At 68.7% G+C, this 19,231-nt stretch carries 14 protein-coding genes and 1 pseudogene; 5 read left to right on the forward strand and 10 right to left on the reverse strand.

The window, feature by feature from the left end:
* Positions 1-224: 224 nt before the first annotated feature.
* Together QMO14_RS25535 and QMO14_RS25540 are read left to right on the forward strand one after the other, a co-directional pair.
* Complete coding sequence (locus tag QMO14_RS25535) at positions 225-1,046, forward strand: IclR family transcriptional regulator (protein ID WP_301510583.1); 822 nt, start codon at positions 225-227, stop codon at positions 1,044-1,046.
* Between the two features lie 107 nt (positions 1,047-1,153).
* Positions 1,154-2,368 (forward strand): DUF2252 domain-containing protein, encoded by a 1,215-nt coding sequence (locus tag QMO14_RS25540; protein WP_301510585.1) that lies wholly within the window; start codon positions 1,154-1,156, stop codon positions 2,366-2,368.
* A gap of 13 nt (positions 2,369-2,381) precedes the next feature.
* Here the strand turns inward: QMO14_RS25540 and QMO14_RS25545 are convergent, their stop codons facing one another.
* The 8 genes from QMO14_RS25545 to QMO14_RS25580 all read right to left on the reverse strand — a co-directional run bounded on the left by QMO14_RS25545 (position 2,382) and on the right by QMO14_RS25580 (position 11,667).
* A complete protein-coding gene (locus QMO14_RS25545) occupies positions 2,382-3,179 on the reverse strand; it encodes a sulfite exporter TauE/SafE family protein (RefSeq protein ID WP_301510587.1) in 798 nt (265 codons plus the stop codon).
* Positions 3,176-4,693, reverse strand: a complete 1,518-nt coding sequence (locus tag QMO14_RS25550) for an AMP-binding protein (protein ID WP_301510588.1) — start codon at positions 4,691-4,693, stop codon at positions 3,176-3,178. The genes QMO14_RS25545 and QMO14_RS25550 overlap by 4 nt, the downstream gene beginning before the upstream one ends.
* 2 nt (positions 4,694-4,695) lie before the next feature.
* Positions 4,696-6,135 (reverse strand): aldehyde dehydrogenase family protein, encoded by a 1,440-nt coding sequence (locus QMO14_RS25555; RefSeq protein WP_301510589.1) that lies wholly within the window; start codon positions 6,133-6,135, stop codon positions 4,696-4,698.
* A 15-nt stretch (positions 6,136-6,150) separates the two neighbouring features.
* The gene (locus QMO14_RS25560) at positions 6,151-7,149 is read right to left on the reverse strand and encodes a tripartite tricarboxylate transporter substrate binding protein (protein ID WP_301510590.1); all 999 of its coding nucleotides are present in this window, start codon (positions 7,147-7,149) and stop codon (positions 6,151-6,153) included.
* Positions 7,146-7,955, reverse strand: coding sequence for an IclR family transcriptional regulator (locus QMO14_RS25565; protein WP_301510591.1), 810 nt, complete (start codon positions 7,953-7,955; stop codon positions 7,146-7,148). The genes QMO14_RS25560 and QMO14_RS25565 overlap by 4 nt, the downstream gene beginning before the upstream one ends.
* A 143-nt stretch (positions 7,956-8,098) precedes the next feature.
* On the reverse strand, positions 8,099-9,835 hold the full coding sequence (locus tag QMO14_RS25570; protein ID WP_301510592.1) for a cobalt chelatase: 1,737 nt from the start codon (positions 9,833-9,835) through the stop codon (positions 8,099-8,101).
* Complete coding sequence (locus QMO14_RS25575; protein ID WP_301510594.1) at positions 9,832-10,815, reverse strand: AAA family ATPase; 984 nt, start codon at positions 10,813-10,815, stop codon at positions 9,832-9,834. The genes QMO14_RS25570 and QMO14_RS25575 overlap by 4 nt, the downstream gene beginning before the upstream one ends.
* A 24-nt stretch (positions 10,816-10,839) precedes the next feature.
* Complete coding sequence (locus QMO14_RS25580) at positions 10,840-11,667, reverse strand: IclR family transcriptional regulator (protein WP_301510596.1); 828 nt, start codon at positions 11,665-11,667, stop codon at positions 10,840-10,842.
* Positions 11,668-11,839: 172 nt separating this feature from the next.
* On the opposite strand from QMO14_RS25580, the gene xsc reads away from it, so the two are divergent.
* Together xsc and QMO14_RS25590 are read left to right on the forward strand one after the other, a co-directional pair.
* Positions 11,840-13,663 carry a sulfoacetaldehyde acetyltransferase gene (gene xsc, locus QMO14_RS25585; RefSeq protein WP_301510597.1) on the forward strand — a complete coding sequence of 608 codons (1,824 nt, stop codon included), beginning with the start codon at positions 11,840-11,842 and terminating at the stop codon, positions 13,661-13,663.
* Positions 13,664-13,677: 14 nt separating this feature from the next.
* Positions 13,678-14,886 (forward strand): acetate/propionate family kinase, encoded by a 1,209-nt coding sequence (locus QMO14_RS25590; RefSeq protein ID WP_301510598.1) that lies wholly within the window; start codon positions 13,678-13,680, stop codon positions 14,884-14,886.
* A 10-nt stretch (positions 14,887-14,896) separates the two neighbouring features.
* Here the strand turns inward: QMO14_RS25590 and QMO14_RS25595 are convergent, their stop codons facing one another.
* Complete coding sequence (locus tag QMO14_RS25595) at positions 14,897-15,841, reverse strand: LysR family transcriptional regulator (RefSeq protein ID WP_301510600.1); 945 nt, start codon at positions 15,839-15,841, stop codon at positions 14,897-14,899.
* Positions 15,842-15,924: 83 nt separating this feature from the next.
* Between QMO14_RS25595 and QMO14_RS25600 the strand changes: the two genes are divergently transcribed.
* Positions 15,925-18,864 carry a molybdopterin oxidoreductase family protein gene (locus tag QMO14_RS25600; RefSeq protein WP_301510602.1) on the forward strand — a complete coding sequence of 980 codons (2,940 nt, stop codon included), beginning with the start codon at positions 15,925-15,927 and terminating at the stop codon, positions 18,862-18,864.
* 166 nt (positions 18,865-19,030) lie between these two features.
* Here QMO14_RS25600 and QMO14_RS25605 read toward each other — a convergent pair.
* A pseudogene (locus tag QMO14_RS25605) lies at positions 19,031-19,231 on the reverse strand (hypothetical protein); the annotation flags it as partial.

Consider the following 19,231-nt stretch of genomic DNA (forward strand, 5'->3'; position numbering starts at 1 on the left):
TCACGGTCTTTTTTTTGATCACAAATTCAGCGAATTTGTTTACGAAAAAACGCCGGGCATTCTTTTCGGAGCCCCCGATGAATGCAACGGCCCTTGCTGCGCTGCATGCGTGGAACGAGGTCTGGCGGCACCGGGGCCGGGCAGTGGAACAATCGCTGCGGCCGGACGTCGTCCATGGCCATCCGTTTCGAGTCCGACTTCTTTCCTTCACAAGGTTTATCCGCATGCCACGTTCAGCGCGCGCATCCGCCGCAGTGATTCCCGCCGCAGCGCCCCTCCAGGACGACGCGGAGTCCGCCGGCGTTTCCGGCTCCTCCGCCGAGCGCAGCCTGCGCCTGCTGGCGCTGCTCGCCAACGAGGGCAGGGCGCTCACGCTCGCCGACCTGGCCGCGCAGCTCGGCCTGCCCAAGGGCACCGCGCACCGCATCTGCACCCAGCTGCTGGCCACCGGTTTTCTCGCGCGCGACGTGGACGAGCGCTCCTTCACCGTGGGCCCCGCGCTGCGCCGGCTGGCCTTCGACACGCTCAACCACGGCGTGGTGCGCGGGCTGCGGCACGAGGTGCTGTCGGCGCTGGTGCGCCAGGTCGGCGAGACCTGCAACCTCACCACCCTCGACGGCGCGCAGGTGCTGTATCTGGACCGCGTCGAAGCCCAATGGCCGCTGCGCCTGACGCTCGACGTGGGCTCGCACGTGCCGCTGCACTGCACGGCCAGCGGCAAGCTCTTCCTGGCGCAGATGCACGCGAAGGAGCGCGATGCGTTCATCGGCGGACTGCCGCTGGAACGCATGACGCCCAACACCATCGTCAAGGCCGACGCGCTGCGCGCCGAGTGCGAGGCGATCGCGAAGCAGGGTTATTCGTGCGACCGCGAGGAATTCATTGCCGGGCTGGTGGCGGTGGCCGTGCCGGTGCGCGACGCTGCCGGCGCGGTGCGCGCCGCACTGGCTGTGCATGCGCCGACGGCGCGCATGTCGATGGACGATGCGATCGGGCGCATCGATGCGCTGAAGGCTGCGGCGCAGAAGATGACCGCGCTGCTCTGAGCGGCGGCGGCGGGGCAGCGTTGCCCCGCAAGGTGTTTCGTCAGCTTCGCGTGGGCACGCAGCCAGAGAATCCGTCATTCATGAAAAGCGGGAAGAAAGAAAACCTCATGCCCAACGTCGTCAAGACCATCCGCGGCTTCAACGACGGCCGCGACCCCGAGCGGCTGGCGATGAAGTACGCCAATCTGCGCTCCAGCCCTTTCGTCTTCCTGCGCGGCACCTGCCACCTGTTCTACGACCGCTTGCCGGCGGGCGCGCTGTTCTCCAAGGCGCCGGCGGCATGGCTGTGCGGCGACGCGCACCTGGAGAACTTCGGCAGCTACAAGGGCGACAACCGCCTCGTCTACTTCGATCTCAACGACTTCGACGAAGCCGCGCTTGCGCCGGTTACCTGGGAGCTGGTGCGATTCCTGTCGAGCATCCTGGTGGCAGGCGAGGGCCTGTGCCAGAGCACGGCAGATGCCGAAGTGCTGTGCAGGACTTTCCTCGATTCCTATGCCGCCACGCTCACGCTGGGCAAGGCCCGCTGGGTGGAGCGCGACACCGCCGGCGGGCTCGTCAAGCAACTGCTCGACACCCTGAAGGCGCGCACTCGCCCCGCGTTCCTCGACCGGCGCAGCGACCGCAAGAGCCGCAGGCGCCTCATCCGCTGCGACGGCAAGCACGCGCTGCAGGCCACAGACGCGCAGCGCGAGCGCGTCACGAAGCTGATCGGCACCTTCGCCGCCTCGCAGGAAAACCCGGACTTCTTCAAGGTGCTCGACGTGGCCCGCCGCATCGCCGGCACCGGCAGCCTCGGCTTGGAGCGCTACATCGTGCTGATCGAAGGCAAGGGCTCGCCGGATGCCAACTTCCTGCTCGACCTGAAGCAGGCGCTGCCGTCCTCGCTCATGCCGCACCTCAAAAAGACGAAGCAGCCCGAATGGCCTTCGGAGGCGCACCGCGTGGTCGGCCTGCAGCGCCGCATGCAGGCCGTGTCGATGGCCTTCCTGCATCCCATCGCGGGGCGCAAGTCTTCGTACGTGCTGCGCGGCCTGCAACCCAGCGAGGACAGGGTGATGCTGGACGTGCACCGCACGAAGCTCGCCGATATCCGTGGCGTGATCGCCGAGATGGGGCAGCTCATGGCCTGGGCGCAGCTGCGCAGCTCGGGCCGGCAGGGCTCGGCCATCGCGGACGCGCTGATCGATTTCGGTGCTTCGGTGAAGTCGTGGCGCAGGGACTTGCTGGATGCGGCGCATCAATGCGCCGCGCAAGTCGAAAAGGACTGGGCGGTCTACTGCGAGGCTTATGACGCGGGGCAGATGGCGCTGCCGACCTGACTGCCGGCTGCCTTCACCAGACCAGACCGACCACCGACCGCACCACACTCACCGCCGCCAGCCCGATCAGCAGATTCAGCACATGCCGCCTGAACTGCTCCGGCGACACGCCCTTGAACGAGCGCTGGCCCCACCAGATGCCCGCCAGCATCGCTGGCGCGAGCCATAGCGCCCACTTGAGCGTGTCCGGCCCCAGCAGGTTGCCCGACGCATGCGCCGACGAGGGCATCAGCGCCGCGCTGATGAGCGACACCACGTCGCTGAAGAGCAGCAGCGCGATCAGCGTTGCACGCAGCGCGGCCGGGGCCATCTTCGCTGTGCTCAGCAGCACCGCGACCGCGATGCCGCCGATGGCCGCGACGCCGTTGATGAAGCCCGAGGCCAGGCCGGCCGCGAGGCGCAGGCCGCGCGTGGACTCCAGCGCAACGTGCGCGCCGCCGCGCAGCAGCAGGGCGGCAGCCATCAGCAGCACGCCGATCAGCAGGCGCAGCGGGGTCTCGGGCAGCCATGCGAGCAGGGCTACGCCGAGCGGGATGCAGATCAGGTTGCCGAGCATCAGCCAGCCCAGCCAGGGCAGGTCGACGTCGCGCGCGATGCCGCGCAGCTGGCTCAGGCTGGCGAGGATCTCCAGCATGAAGATGGCGGGCACCACCAGTGCGGGCGACACCACCAGCGACATGCCCGCCACGGTGATGGCCGAGAAGCCGAAGCCCGCGAAGCCGCGCACGATGCCGGCCGCGAACACCACGCACAGGCTGTAGGCCAGCGTCGCCGGCGCCAGCGGCGGCACCAGCAGTTCGGCCGCCGTCATGCCTGGAAGAGCGGCAGCAGCTTCAGGCGCTGCACCTTTCCGGAAGGGCCGCGCGGCAGGTCCTGCACGAAGCGGTAGTGGCTGGGCGACTTGTAGCGTCCGAGCGCGGTGGCGCTGAACTCGCGAAGCTCGTCTTCCGTGCAGGCGAAGCCTTCGCGCAGCACGATGCAAACGCCGATCTCCTGGCCATAGTGGCGGTCGGGCACGCCCACCGATGCGGCCTCGAGCACGGCGGGGTGCTTCAGCAGGGCTTCGTCGATCTCGCGCGGCGCGATGTTCTCGCCGCCCTTGATGATGAGTTCCTTGATGCGGCCGGTGACGAAGAAGAAGCCGTCCTCGTCGCGGTGGCCGAGGTCGCCGGTGCGCAGCCAGCCGTCGGGCGTGAAGCTCGCGCGCGTGGCTTCCTCGTTCTTGTAGTAGCCGAGCATCACGTTCGGTCCGCGTATGACGAGTTCGCCGGTGGTGCCGTCGGGCACGGCCGCGAGCCGCGCGTCGACCACGCCGGCCATGCAGCCCGAGGCGCGGCCCACCGAGCCGAGCTTGCGCGCGGCCGGGTCCATGGGGTTGGAGAAGGAAGGCGCCGCGGTCTCGGTGAGGCCCATGGTCTCGACGATGCCGATGCCGAACATCTGCTCGAAGGCGCGCAGGTGCTCCGGCGGCAGTGCGGCCGAGGCCGAGCGGCAGAAGCGGATCGACAGCGTCTGCGCGAGCGGCGGCCTCGGGCCTTCGAGCAGGTACGAGATCATGGTGGGCACCACGTTGATCCAGCTGCACTGCGTCTGCGTGGCCTGTTCCCAGAAGCGGCCAGCCGAGAACTTCGGCGGCATGGAGAGACTGCCGCCGTGCGCCAGCGGCGCGAGCATGGTCACGGTGAAGGCGTTGATGTGATAGAGCGGCAGCACCGCCAGCACGCGGTCGGAAGGGCGCAGCTGGTGCTCCACGCTGATGGCATGCGCGTTGGCCGCGAGGTTGCGCTGCGTGAGCATCACGCCCTTGGGGTTGCCGGTGGTGCCCGAGGTGTACATCAGCAGCGCGACCGCATCGGGCGAGGGCGGTGGCACGTCGGCGGCGGCTTCTTCCTCGCCGGGCAGCGCGTCGCCCTCGGGGTCGACCACGATCAGCTTCACGGGCCGGTCGAAGGCTTCGACAATGCCGCGCACGCGCGATTCCCACTCGGGCGCGACGCAGACCAGGCGGCAGTCTGAATGCGAGAGCACGTAGTGCATCTGCTCGGGCTGCGACAGCAGGTTGACGGGGTTCACGCGAAAGCCGCCGTGCATCGCGCCCAGCAGCAGCCGCAGCGTCTGCAGGCCGTTGGGCATGACGACCGACACCGTGTCTCCCGGCTGCATGCCGAGCCCGCGCAGCACGGCCGAGACGCGGCGGCATGCGCGCGCGAGCTCGCCGTAGGCGATGTGCTGTTCCGATTCCGTGGCGCGCGCGTACACCGCGTGCGGCTGCTCTCGTGCCTGGCGCTCGATCAGCGCATGCACCGTGGTCGCGGCCGCCGTCATCTTCAGTTCGCGCCGTGGCTGGCGAAGAATGCGCCGAAGATGTCTTCCTCGCTCGGCACCACCTCGGGAATCGGCCGCGACACGCGCGTGATGTTCAGGTAGTGGCGGTAGTTCATGTTGTCCGAGAAGTTGTTCTTGCCCCATGTGCCGCAGCCCATCGATAGCGAGAAGGGCAGGCCGTTGTCGAAGCTGCCGCCGGTGGCGATGCAGTGCGCCTGGTCGACGATCACGCGCGACACCGGCAGCTTGAGGCCCAGCGAGAGGGCGCGCTCGGGCACGGCGCTGTGCAGGCCAACCGAATGCCCCGCGCCTTCATACGAATAGATGCGCGCCACCGTGGCGGCTGCCTCGTCGAAGTCGCGCGCCGCGTACACCGCGAGCACCGGGCTCAGCTTCTCGCCGGAGAACGGGTGGTCGTGGCCCACGCCGTCCTCGGCCACCATGAGGATGCGCGGGTCGGCTTGCGCGATGGCTTGCCACGCGGCGCGGTTCGCGCCATCGACTTCGGCCGCGCGCTCGGCGATGACGCGCGCCGATTGGCCGATGACCGCCGCAGAGAGCTTGCCCTCGGGCCACATCAGCTTCTGCAGCGTCGCCTTCTGCGCATCGGCGAGCATGACGGCGCCTCGGTCCTTCAGCGCTGAAAGCATCTTCGCGCGCATCGCGTCGACGATGACGAGGCTGTTCTCCGACGAGCAGCTGGTCGCGTTGTCGAAGGTCTTGGAGCGCACGATGCGGTCGGCCGCCGCCTCCAGGTCCGCCGTCTCGTCGACGATGCCCGCCACGTTGCCCGCGCCCACGCCGAAGGCCGGCGTGCCGCTCGCGTACGCCGCGCGCACGTTGGCCTGCGAGCCGGTGGCCACCACCAGGTCGCACAGGCGCATCAGCTCGGCGGTCGACTGCTTGTTGACCGGCGCGGGCAGCAGTTGCACCAGGTCGCGCGGCGCGCCGATGCGGTCGAACTGCGCGTGGATGAACTCGATGAGCCGCGCCGCCGTCGACCAGCCCTTGGGCGAGGGCGCGACGATCACCGCGTTGCGCCCCTTGAGCGCGTTGATGATCTTGTTGGCCGGCGTTGCGCCCGGGTTGGTCGATGGCGTGATGGCGCACACCACGCCCACGGGCCGCGCGATCTCGACGATGCCGCGCGCCGGGTCTTCCGCGATCACGCCGACCGAGCGCGCGCCGTGCAGGTCGCGCAGCAGGCCGAAGGTCTTGCGGTGGTTCTTGCGCACCTTGTCCTCGACGTTGCCCACGCCGGTGTCCTTCACGGCCAGCTCGGCCAGCTCGCGGTTGCGCGCCGGCTCGATGATGGCCCAGCCCGCCGCGACCACGGCGGTATCGACCTGTGCCTGCGACCAGGTCTCGTAGATGCGCTGCGCGGCGCGTGCGCGCGACACCAGATCGGCGATGGGAGAATAGGGGGTGTTCGGATGTTCCATGAGTACCTGTGGAGCTCAATCCACCTTGATGTTGGCTTCTTTCGCGAGCTTCTGCCAGCGCACCAGTTCGGCGGTGACCACCTTGCCCAGCTGCTCGGGCGTTCCGCCCACGCCTTCGCTGCCCTGTGCGAGCAGCTTTTCGCGGATCTCCGGCTCATTGACCACGGTGTTGATCACGCGGTTGAGCCTGTCGATGGCGGGCTTGGGCGTCTTTGCGGGCACGAACACGGCATACCAGGAGTCGACATCGAAGTCGGCGATGCCGGCCTCCTGCATCGTCGGCACGTCGGGAAAGGCCGCGCTGCGCTTGGTGGTGGACACCGCGAGCGCCTTGAGCTTGCCGGCCTTCACGAACTGCGCGGCGGCCGGAATCGACACCCACAGCAGCGGCACCTGCCCGCCCATCACGTCGGTCACGGCCGGACCGCCGCCGCGGTAGGGCACGTGCGTCATCTGCGTGCCGGTGCGCAGCTTCAGCAGTTCGCCCGCCAGATGCCCGGGCGAGCCGTTGCCCACCGAGGCGAAGGAGATGCTGTCGGGCTTGGCCTTGGCCAGCGCGACCAGCTCGGCCACCGTGTTCGCCGGAAACTGCGTGTTGGCCACCAGGATCTGCGGCAGCGAGGCGACCATGCCCACGGGCGCGAAGTCTTTCGCGGTGTCGAAGCCCAGCTTGGCGTAGATGGCGGGGTTGATGGTGTGCGAGGAGAGCGTGAACAGCACCGTGTAGCCGTCGGGCGGCGACTTGGCCACCAGCTCGGTGCCGATGGAGCCCGCCGCGCCGCCGCGGTTGTCGATGAGCACCTGCTGGCCCAGCAGTGCCGAGAAGCGCTCCTGCACGATGCGTGCGATCACGTCGGTGCCGCCGCCGGGCGGGTAGGGCACGACCAGGCGGATCGGCTTCGTCGGGTAGTCGCCGCCGTTGTCCGCCTGCGCGGCGAGAGGCGATGCAAGAGCTGCAAGGGCAGCCAGAGCCAGCATCCCGGCGCGATGCCAGGGGGCGAAGAACAACTTCATTCGGGTCTCCTTCTCTTCATGGTGGACGTCGGCGACGGCCCGGCCGGTGCGGCGTCCACGCGATAGCCCAGCGTGACGCTGGCATCGCGCGCGCAGGCCATCAGGTGGTCGGCCAGCCCGCGCGCCTGCGTGCGCGCGAAGCGGATCGAGGGCACGCTCATGCCGACGGCCGCCACGGCCTCGCCGCGTGCATTGAGCACGGGCACGCCGAGGCCGCATACGCCGATGCGCCATTCCTCGCGGTTCTCTGCATAACCGCGGGCGCGGGAGCGTTCCAGTTCGTTGAAAAGGGTGTCGAAGTCGGTGATGCTGTTCTTCGTGTGTGCCTCCAGCGTGCCCAGGCACTCCTGCAGCGCCGGCACGCCGAGCCCGGCTGCCGCGAGCAGCGCCTTGCCCGAGGCCACGCAATAGGCCGCGGCGCGGCCGCCGATGCGCGAGTAGGCGGCCACCGGCAGGGGGCTGTCGAACTTGTCGAGGTAGACGATCTCGGCGCCGTCGAGCACCGCGAGGTGGATGGTCTCGCCCGTGGCCTGCGCCAACTGCGCGAGGTGAGGGCGCAGCAGCGAGCCGATGTCGGAGGCCTCGGAGACCATCGCTCCCAACTCGAAGAGCCGCAGGCTCGGCCGATAGGTGCTCGTTTCCGGGTCCTGCACCGCCCACCCGCACTCGACCAGCGTCTGCAGCGTGCGGTGCGCGTTGCTGCGCGCCATGCCGAAGGCCTGCGCCAGTTCTGTGACGCGGCAGTCGCGCTGCTGGCGCACCATCCACTCGAGGGCGGCAAGGCCCTTGGCAAGCGTCGAGTCCATGAGGCTGGGACTTTCTTTGTTGTTCTAAATAATGGAACAACGTTCTTGAATTTGAAACGCAATGTATGGACCCGATGCGCCTTTTGTCAATCGGGGACTTGGATGTAGTCCCAAAGACTTCAGCGGATGGCCTGCCCGGCGGCTCAGCGCCGATGCCGCCCGGCCATGAGTTCGATGACTTCGCGAAAGATGGCGTTGCCGTTCGCGTTCGCCAGGTCGAGCACATGGCTGCGGCTGTAGTAGGGGCTCAGGTCGAGGCCCACGCCGATGCCGGCGATCTCGATGTCGCCGCGCTGCTCCTGCCGCGCGATCACGTCGCGCAGGTGGTGGTCGAGGTAGTGCGCGTCGTTGGCAAGGTGCGTGGCGCTGTCCATCGGCGAGCCGTCGGAGATGGCCAGCAGCAGCTTGCGCGCCTCGCCGCGCTGGCGCAGCCGCAGGCAGGCCCAGTCGACCGCCTCGCCGTCGATGCCTTCGCGGAACAGGTCGGCCTTGAGCAGGGCTGCCATGGCAGGGCGCGCGCGCCGCCACGGCGTGGCAGCTGCCTTGAAGACGATGTGGCAGCGCTCGTTGAGCCGCCCCGGATGCGGCGGCCGGCCCGCGCGCACCCACTCGCGCTGCGGGCGTCCGCCGTTCCACGCGCCGGTGGTGAAGCCCAGCACCTCGCAAGCCACGCCCGCCTGTTCGAGTGCGCGCGCGAACACGTCGACCATCATCGCGACCGGCTCGGCATGCTCCTTCATCGAGCCCGAGCAATCGATGAGGAAGGTGACGATGCAGTCGGCCAGCGGCTCCATGCGCTCGATGCGGAACAGCCGGCGCTCGGTGGGCGAGGCCACGAGCTGAGCGAGCCGGCGGCCGTCGACGAGGCCTTCTTCCTGCGCGCCGTCCCAGCCATCGCGTTCGGGCTCGGAAAGCAGTGCGCGCAGCTCGCGCGCCAGGCGTGCGATGTTCACGCCCTGAGCGACGATGCGGCGGTCGAGCTTCTCGCGATGGCCTGCGAGCACTTCCTTGCGCGCGAGCGTGGCGGCATCGTGTTCGCGGTCGTAGGCGTCGGTGAAAACGCGGTATGCACCGCCCGCGCCGTCGAGCACTTCGCTGCGGCCCGAATCGGCGGTGGTGAAGCGCTCGACGATCTCCTGGTCCATGTCGGCCACGAGGCTGAACACGCTGCGCTTGTCGTCCACGTGCGCGTCGCGCGCGGCGTCGCCTTCTTCTTCGCCAGCCTCATGCAGCATCGCGGCGACGGTGCGTGCGATGGCGCGGGCGTGCACGGCGTAGGCGGCCTGGTCGGTGCGGTCCTTGCGCAGGCCGGCCAGCGCGTGGCCAATCAGCGGCGCGAGCGCGAAGCGCGTGGCTTCGAGCATGTCCTCGGTTTCCTCCACCACCTGCTCGCCGCTGACGCGCGCGCGGCAGATCTGCGCCACCGCGTACAGCAGCAGGCCGCGTGCGGTGTCGGTCAGGCCGGAGTGGTGGAAGGCGAGCGACCATTGCTCGTGCCGATGCCGCAGGTTGTGCCGCATGCCGGCCATGACTTCAGGCGCCATCGCCTCGGCGCGGAACTGCTCCAGCATCTCGAACAGCATGCGCTCCACCGGCTCCTCGGGGCGCAGACTCTGGTGCAGCGCGGCATCCGAAGCGGTGAGCCGCAGCGCGAGCCCGTCGGCCACGCCACGAAAGGACGCAAAGTCGTCGGTGTCGGGCGAGGGATGCAGGTGCGGCGCGAACCAAGGCAGCGCCACGCGGCCGCGGTGCAGGCGCCTTCCGCGAAAGTGCAGGTCGCGCTCGCCGCTGAATGCGCGCACCACGCCCGCGCACAGCTCCGCGACGAGTTCTTCCTGCCGCACGCGGCGCTGCATCGCGCTCGCGGGGCCGGCGGTCATTCGCTCGGGCCCGCCGAGAGCTGGTGCGACTCTTTCAGTTCGCGGTCGAAGCAGCGCTGGAAGTATTCGGCCACCAGCGGGCGCTCCGCGTCGTCGCACTTGTTGACGAAGGAAAGGCGGAAGGCCAGCGCCGGGTCCTTGAAGATCTCGACGTTCTCGGCCCATGTGATCACGGTGCGCGGCGACATCAGCGTCGAGAGGTCGCCGGCCGCGAAGCCCTTTCGCGTGAGGTCGGCCACGGCCACCATCGAGGCGACCAGCTTCGTGCCCGCCTCGTCGGCCAGCGAAGGCACGCGCGCCTGCACGATGGCGATCTCTTCCGCTGCCGGCAGGTAGTCCAGCGAGGCCACGATGTTCCAGCGGTCGATCTGCGCGTGGTTGAGCCGCTGCGCGCCGTGGTACAGGCCGTTGAGGTTGCCCAACCCGACGGTGTTGGCGGTGGCGAAGAGGCGGAAGAAGGGGTGCGGGCGCAGCACCCGGTTCTGGTCCATCAGCGTGAACTTGCCGTCGCGCTCCAGGATGCGCTGGATGACGAACATCACGTCGGGCCGGCCCGCATCGTACTCGTCGAAGATCAGCGCCACCGGCCGCTGCAGCGCCCAGGGCACGATGCCTTCCTGGAATTCGGTGACCTGCTGGCCTTCGCGCAGCACCACCGCGTCTTTTCCCACGAGGTCGAGCCGGCTGATGTGGCCGTCGAGGTTGAGCCGCACGCAGGGCCAGTTCAGCCGCGCCGCCACCTGCTCGATGTGGGTCGACTTGCCGGTGCCGTGCAGCCCCTGCACCATCATGCGCCGGTCGCGCATGAAGCCGGCAAGGATGGCGAGCGTCACGTCGGGGTTGAAGCGGTAGACCGCGTCTACCTCGGGCACATGGTCGTCGCGTTCACTGAAGGCCGGCACGCGCAGGTCGGAGTCGATGCCGAATACCTCGCGCACGCTGAGCATCCGGTCGGGGCGAAGGTCGGCGGTGTCGGTCATGGCGGTTCCTGCGAAAAGGTTTGTTCAGGCCTGCGCGCGGTCGGAGGCCGCGTCGGCGTCGATGCGGCTCAGTGCCTGCGCGGCGCGCTGCAGCGCGGGCAGGAGCGTCTTCGCCTTGGCGGCGTCGAGCCGCATGACCGGCGCCTGCACCGCGATGCAGAGGTTGGACGGTGCGTCGTCGCCCGAGGGCACCAGCGTGGCGATGCACAGCAGGCCGGGCAGGAACTCCTCGTGGTCGATGGCGTAGCCGTCCTTGCGCACGCGCTGCACTTCCTTCTCGAGCGCCTCGGGGTCGGTCAGCGTTCGGGCCGTGTAGGTTTCCAGCGGCGCATTCGACAGCAGCCTGCGGCGCTGCGCCGCGCTCATCTGCGAGAGAAAGATCTTGCCGCTGGCCGAGCAGTGCACCGGCACGCGCGAACCCGAGTGCAGGTAAAAGCGCAGCGGCGCGGCGGTTTCCACGCGGTCGAGGTAGACGACCTCGCTGCCCGAAAGGGCGGTGAGGTTGCAGCTCTCGCCGATCTCTTCCACCAACTGGCGCAGCACCGTGTGGCGCGCGCCGTGCAGGCTGTCGTTGAGCAGCAGGTTCTCGGCCAGCCGCCGCAGCCGCGTGCCGATGCCGTAGTGGCGGCCATCGCCTTCGCGCTGCAGCAGCCCCGCGCCTTCGAGCTGCTGGAGCATGCGGTGCAGCGTGGGCTTGGGCAGGCCGGTTTCTTCCACCAGGCCCTGCAGCGAGTAGCGCTGGTCTTTCGCGGCCATGACTTCGAGCAGCGCGAACAGACGCATGGTGGGAGAGTCACCACCCGAGCCGGCCGGTTCGGCGGCATCCACGGAGAGCCCTTTGACGATCTTCATGGCGCGAATCATAGGTGTTTTATAAAAAAAGAGACAAGGCGTTCCGATTTTTGTAAATTGTTTGACGCGATGCCGATGCCGTCCTATATTCCGCCGGAATGAATTCCGGAACAAGTCGTTCCGACTTTTAGAGCGCAACCTCGCCCCTTCATCCATCCAGGAGACGCCTCCCATGAGCCAGAAGCAAGCCGCCGCCCCCGCACGCGAAGCCGTCAAGGGCGTGCAGAAGATGACGCCCTCCGAGGCCTTCGTCGAGACCATGGTCGCCAACGGCGTGACCGACATCTTCGGCATCATGGGCTCCGCCTTCATGGACGCGATGGACATCTTCGCGCCCGCGGGCATCCGGCTGATCCCGGTGGTGCACGAGCAGGGCGGCGCACACATGGCCGACGGCTATGCGCGCGTGTCGGGCCGCCACGGCCTCGTCATCGGCCAGAACGGCCCCGGCATCAGCAACTGCGTGACGGCCGTCGCGGCCGCCTACTGGGCGCACAGCCCGGTCGTGATGATCACGCCCGAAACCGGCACCATGGGCATGGGACTCGGCGGCTTCCAGGAGGCCAATCAACTGCCGATGTTCCAGGAGTTCACCAAGTACCAGGGCCACGTCAACAACCCCAAGCGCATGGCCGAGTACACGGCGCGCTGCTTCGACCGCGCCATCTCCGAGATGGGCCCGACGCAGCTCAACATTCCGCGGGACTACTTCTACGGCGAGATCCAGTGCGAGATCCCGAAGCCGATGCGCGTGGAGCGCGGCGCGGGCGGCGAGAACAGCCTGAACGCGGCGGTCGAACTGCTGGCCTCGGCCAGGTTCCCGGTGATCCTCTCGGGCGGCGGCGTGGTCATGGGCGATGCGGTGGAGGAGTGCAAGGCGCTGGCAGAGCGCCTGGGCGCGCCGGTTGCCAATGGCTATCTGCGCAACGACTCCTTCCCCGCGAGCCACCCGCTGTGGGCCGGCCCGCTGGGCTACCAGGGCTCCAAGGCCGCGATGAAGCTCATCGCTCAGGCCGACGTGGTGCTCGCGCTCGGCTCGCGCATGGGCCCCTTCGGCACGCTGCCGCAGCACGGCATGGACTACTGGCCGAAGGATGCCGAGATCATCCAGGTCGAGGCCGACCACACCAACCTGGGCCTGGTGAAGAAGATCACCGTCGGCATCCACGGCGACGCCAAGGCCACGGCCAAGGAACTGCTCAGGCGCCTGCAGGGCAAGACGCTGGCCTGCGACGCCACCAAGGCCGAGCGTGCCCAGAAGATCAAGGCCGAGAAGGCCGCGTGGGAGAAAGAGCTCGACGAGTGGACCCACGAGCGCGACCAGTTCAGCCTCGACGCCATCGAGGAAGCCAAAGGCGAGAAGACGCCCACCGGCGGCAGCTACCTGCATCCGCGCCAGGTGCTGCGCGAGCTCGAGAAGGCCATGCCGCCGCGCGTGATGGTCTCCACCGACATCGGCAACATCAACGCCATCGCCAACAGCTACCTGCGCTTCGAGGAGCCGCGCAGCTTCTTCGCGCCGATGAGCTTCGGCAACTGCGGCTACTCGCTGCCGACCATGATCGGCGCCAAGTGCGCGGCGCCCGACCGTCCGGCCGTGGCCTATGCCGGCGATGGCGCCTGGGGCATGAGCATGGTCGAGATCATGACGGCCGTGCGCCACGATATTCCGGTGACGGCGGTGGTCTTCCACAACCGCCAGTGGGGCGCGGAGAAGAAGAACCAGGTCGACTTCTACAACCGCCGCTTCGTGGCCGGCGAGCTCGAGAGCGAGAGTTTCGCGGGCATCGCCAAGGCGATGGGCGCGGAGGGCATCGTGGTCGACAGGCTCGAAGACGTGGGCCCGGCGCTGAAGAAGGCCATCGACATGCAGATGAACGAGCGCAAGACCTGCGTGATCGAGATCATGTGCACCCGCGAGCTGGGCGACCCGTTCCGCCGCGACGCACTGTCGAAGCCGGTACGATTCCTCGACAAGTACAAGGACTACGTCTGAACTCAAGCCACTCCATGACCGGTTCGCTGCTGACGCTCAACGCGGGTTCGTCGTCCATCAAGGTCGCGCTGTTCGACGCGGCCGGCGATGGCGATGCCGCCGCGCTCCCGTCGGCGCGCTGGTCGGGGCAGGCGGATGGGTTGGGCGCGGGCCTGAAGGCGCGGCTGCGCGTTCGCGATGCGCAAGGGCAGACGCTGCACGACACGCCGCTCGAAGGCGCGCAGGCTTCGCACCAGGGCGCGCTTGCGGCGCTGCTCGACTGGCATGCGAAGCAATCGGCAGGAGGGCGCATCGCAGCCGTGGGCCATCGCATCGTGCATGGCGGCGCGGATTTCGTTGCGCCGGTTCGCATCGATGCCGGCGTGCTCGAAGCGCTGGCCAGGCTGGAACCGCTGGCGCCGCTGCACCAGCCGCACAACCTCGCGGGCGTGCGCGCGGCAATGGCCGCCTTCGATGGCGTGCCGCAGGTGGCCTGCTTCGACACAGCCTTCCACGCGGCGCAGCCCGAGGTCAACCGGCGCTTCGCGCTGCCGCGCGCATTGCATGACGCAGGCGTGCGGCGCTACGGCTTCCACGGCCTTTCCTACGAGTCGATCGTCGCGCAGTTCGCGGGCATCGCGCCCGGGCTGGCGCAGCGGCGCGTGATCGTCGCGCACCTCGGCAACGGCGCCTCGATGTGCGCCATCGCGCAGGGCCGCTCGGTCGCGACGACCATGACTTTCTCTCCGCTCGACGGCCTGACCATGGGCACGCGCTGCGGCCATATCGATGCGGCCGTCGTGCTTTACCTGATGCGATCGCGCGGCATGTCGGCCGACGAGGTCGAGGCGCTGCTGTTCCGGCAGTCGGGGCTGCTCGGCATATCGGGCGTGTCCAGCGACATGCGCGTGCTGGAGGCCTCGGCGGAGCCTGCCGCCGCCGAGGCCATCGGCCACTTCGCCGAACAGGTGGTCCAGCACATGGGCAGCCTCGCGGCGGCGCTGCGCGGGGTCGATGCCATCGTGTTCACCGGCGGCATCGGCGAGAACGGCACCGCGCTGCGCGAGCGCATCCTCGAAGACTGCGAATGGCTGGGCGTGAATGTCGATGCCGCAGCCAATCGTGGCAAGGGCGCAGCGCGGCTCACCACGGCGGAAAGCCCGGTCAGTGCCTGGGTGCTGCGCACCGACGAAGAAGCGGTGATCGCGCGGCACACGGCGCGCGTGCTGCGCGCCGCTGCCTGACACCTTCTTTCTAGCGCGACGAGGAGGCGCGCGGAACGATGGCGCCGCAGTGGCGCAGGAAGTCGGCCGTCGCGCGGCCCAACAGCTTGTCGCGGTGCATCACCGTCGCCAGCCGCCGCACGCCGGCCGGCAGCCGCGTGCGCAACTCCACCAGATGGCCGTCTTCCAGCGCCTGCGCCACTGTGTAGCGCGAGAGGCAGGCCAGCCCGGTGCCCGAGGCCACGACGCGCTTGATGGCCTCGGTGCTGCCCAGCTCGAAGCCCACGTGCACCTGCTCCAGGTTCTGGATCAGCCATGCGTCCGTCACCTGCCGCGTGCCCGAGCCGTGCTCGCGCAGCACCCACGTTGCCTGCGAGAGCTGCCTGTGCGTGGCGACGCGGCCCGCCAGCTCGTGGCCGGGCGCGGCAACGATCACCAGTTCGTCCTCCCGCCATGCCCGCACCACGAGGTCGGGGTGCGTCTGCGGGCCTTCGATGAAGCCCACGTCCACGTCGAAGCCCGCCACCGCCTCGATCACGTCGTGCGTGTTCGCGATGTGCAGGTGCACCTGGCTCTGCGGATGCAGCGCCGTCCAGGTCGACACCCGCTCCGGCAGCAGGTACTCGCCGATGGTGAAGCTGGCCGACACGCGCAGCGGCGCCGCGTGCTCGCCGCTGAAGAGCGCCTCGACCTCGCCGGCCTGGTCCAGCAGCGCCTGCGCCTTGGGCAGCAGTGCACGGCCGTTCTCGTTGAGCACCAGACGGCGCCCGAGCCGGTCGAAGAGCTGCACGCCCACCGACGACTCCAGGTCGGCCAGCGCGCTGCTGGCGGCCGACTGCGAGCGCGCGATGCGGTCGGCCGCCGCGCGGGTGCTGCCTTCGCGGGCGGTGGCGACGAACACCTCGAGCTGGCGCAGGTTCAGGCGAAGGCGAGCGCTCGATGCGGCAGCCTGCTGCTGATCAGTTTTTCCGGTCATGGTGAGCGATATTCTCTGCTTTTTCGTTTGATCGAGGCTGCATACCATCGAGCGCACCCCGCCTGAAAACAAAGGACCGCCAAGTGTTCAGCTTCCTGTCTCGCGAGCCCGTGCACGACCCGCTGGTGGCGCCCACGCCCACCGCCGACACCACGGTCAAGACCACCACCTGCTACATGTGCGCCTGCCGCTGCGGCATCCGCGTGCACCTGCGCGAGGGCGAGAAGGGACCGGAGGTGCGCTACATCGACGGCAACCCGAACCACCCGCTGAACCAGGGCGTGATCTGCGCCAAGGGCTCCTCGGGGATCATGAAGCAGGTGTCTCCCGCGCGCATCACGCAGCCGCTGCTGCGCAAGGCCGGCAGCGAGCGCGGCGCGGGCGAGTTCGAGCCGATCAGCTGGGAGCGCGCCTTCGACATGCTGGCCGAGCGGCTCGCGAAGATCCGCGCCACCGATCCGAAGAAGTTCGCGCTCTTCACCGGGCGCGACCAGATGCAGGCGCTCACGGGTTTGTTCGCGCGGCAGTTCGGCACGCCCAACTACGCGGCGCACGGCGGTTTCTGTTCGGTGAACATGGCCGCGGGAATGATCTACACCATCGGCGGCAGCTTCTGGGAGTTCGGCGGGCCCGACCTGGAGCGCGCCAGGCTGTTCGTGATGATCGGCACGGCCGAGGACCATCACAGCAACCCGATGAAGATCGCCATCAGCAAGTTCAAGCGGGCGGGCGGGCGCTTCATTTCCATCAACCCGGTGCGCACCGGGTACTCGGCCATCGCCGACGAATGGATACCGATCAAGCCGGGCACCGACGGCGCGCTCTTCATGGCGCTGCTGCACGAGCTGATCGGCAACGAGCTGGTGGACCACGCGTTCCTCAAGCGCTTCACCAACGCGCCGCAACTGGTGGTGCTCGACGACTGCGAGCGCGAGGGACTGTTCGCCTTCGACCCTGAGCGCGGCCCGCCGGGCGATGGGCGCAATCCGCACAACAAGCTGGTGTGGGACAAGGCCAGCGGCGGCGTGAAGCCCGCGTACCCCGAAGGCATCGAGGATGGCTGCGATCCCGCGCTCGAAGGCCACTACACGCTGGCCGACGGCACGCGCGTCGCGCCCTCGTTCCAGCTGCTGCGCGAGCGCGTGGCGAGCTGCACGCCCGAATGGGCGCAGGCCATCACCGGAATCGACGCGGCGCGCATCCGCAAGCTGGCGCGCGAGATGGGCGAGACGGCGCTGCAGCAGGCCTTCGAGCTGCCCATTCCGTGGACCGACGCGTGGGGCAAGCGGCACGAGACCACGCAGGCGCGGCCCGTGGCCTTCCATGCGATGCGCGGGCTGGCGGCGCACTCCAACGGCTTCCAGACGGTGCGCGCACTGGCGGTGCTGATGAGCGTGCTCGGCACCATCGACGCGCCGGGCGGCTTCAGGCACAAGGCGCCGTACCCGCGCCACATCGTGCCGAACTACAGGGCCTTCAACGACCCCGGCATGATCCAGCCGAACACGCCGCTCAATGCCGCGCCGCTGGGTTTTCCGGCTGGCCCCGACGAACTGGCGATCAACCCCGACGGCTCGCCGATCCGCATCGACCACGCCTTCTCGTGGGAGCACCCGCTGTCGGCGCACGGGCTCATGCACAACGTGATCACCAACGCGGTGAGGGGCGACCCGTACCGCATCGACACGCTGCTGATCTTCATGGCCAACATGGCATGGAACTCCAGCATGAACACCATGGCGGTGCGCGAGATGCTCAACCGCAAGGACGAGAAGGGCGAGCACATGATCCCCTTCCTGGTGGTGTGCGACGCCTTCCAGAGCGAGACCGTGGCATTCGCCGACCTCGTGCTGCCCGACACCACCTACCTGGAGCGCCACGACGTGATGGGCATGCTCGACCGGCCCATCTCGGAGTTCGACGGGCCGGTGGATTCGGTGCGCGTTCCGGTGGTGCCGCCCACGGGGCAGTGCAAGCCCTTCCAGGAGGTGCTGATCGAGCTGGCCTCGCGGCTGAAGTTTCCGGCCTTCACCACGCCCGAGGGCGGGCGCAAGTACAGCGGCTACCCGGACTTCATCGTCAACTTCGAGCCGCAGCCGGGCATCGGCTTTCTCATGGGCTGGCGCGGCAAGGACGGCACCGAGCACCTGCGCGGCGCGCCGAACCCGAAGCAGTGGGAGGCCTACGAAAAGAACAACTGCGTGTTCCAGTACCACATGCCCGAGGGCATGCACTACATGCGCAACTGGAACCGCGAGTACCTGGACTTCGCGAAAGACAAGGGTTGGCGCCAGCGCAACGACCCGGTGCAGCTGGCGCTGTATTCCGACACGCTGCAGAGTTTCAGGCTCGCGGCGCAGGGCAAGAGCCCGGGGCGGCAGCCGCCCGACGCGCTGCGCGAGCGCATCGACACGTACTTCGATCCGCTGCCTTTCTGGTATCCGCCGCTCGAAGAAGCGGCGACCGACCTCGATGCGTTCCCGCTCAACGCGCTCACGCAACGGCCGATGGCCATGTACCACTCGTGGGACTCGCAGAACGCGTGGCTCAGGCAGATCCACAGCCACAACTACCTGCACGTGAACCCGGTGACCGCGCAGGCCGCGGGCATCGCCGACGGCGGCTGGTGCTGGGTCGAGAGCCGCTGGGGCAAGGTGCGCTGCATGCTGCGCCACAGCGAGGCGGTGGAGCCCGGCACGGTGTGGACCTGGAACGCCATCGGCAAGGCCGACGGCGCATGGCAGCTCGCGCCAGGCGCGGACGAGGCGCGCAAGGGCTTCCTGCTGAACCACCTGATCAGCGAGGAGTTGCCCTGCGCAGGCACCGCGAGCGGCACCATCAGCAACTCCGACCCGATCACCGGGCAGGCCGGCTGGTACGACGTGCGCGTGCGCATACGGCCGGCCGAGCCGGGCGAGCCGCAGGAGAGCTATCCGCAGATCGCGAGCATGCCGGCGGTGCCCGGCGTGCTGGGCAAGGCGTCGAGCGTGCTGACCTACTTCGCGGGGAGGAACAGGAAATGATGCAGTGGCTCAAGGATCTGCTGTCCCCCGTGTTGCTCCCTCCCCCTCTGGGGGAGGGCGGGGGTGGGGGCATCGGCGGTGCAACGGGAAGCCTTGTTGCATTGAAGGCCGGCGTGCCCCCACACCAACCCTCCGGTGCGCGTCAACGTAGTTGTCGCCCGTTTACTCAGGCCGCAAGCGGCCGTTGGTTGAGTTCAATGTGGCTCTGCACGATTGCTTCTCGCTCAGGGTTGAGGGTGACAGCGTCGATGTAGGTCCAGTTGCGTGTCGCGCCACTCCAGCGTTCGGGATGGCTTGCGCGAGCCTGTTGGTAGAGGGCGTGGCGCTTGGCCAGGATCTCTCGATCTGCACCTGTGTGGCGCTGCTG

The sequence above is a fragment of the Variovorax sp. CAN15 genome (assembly GCF_030462475.1).
Taxonomy (GTDB): Bacteria; Pseudomonadota; Gammaproteobacteria; order Burkholderiales; family Burkholderiaceae_C; genus Variovorax.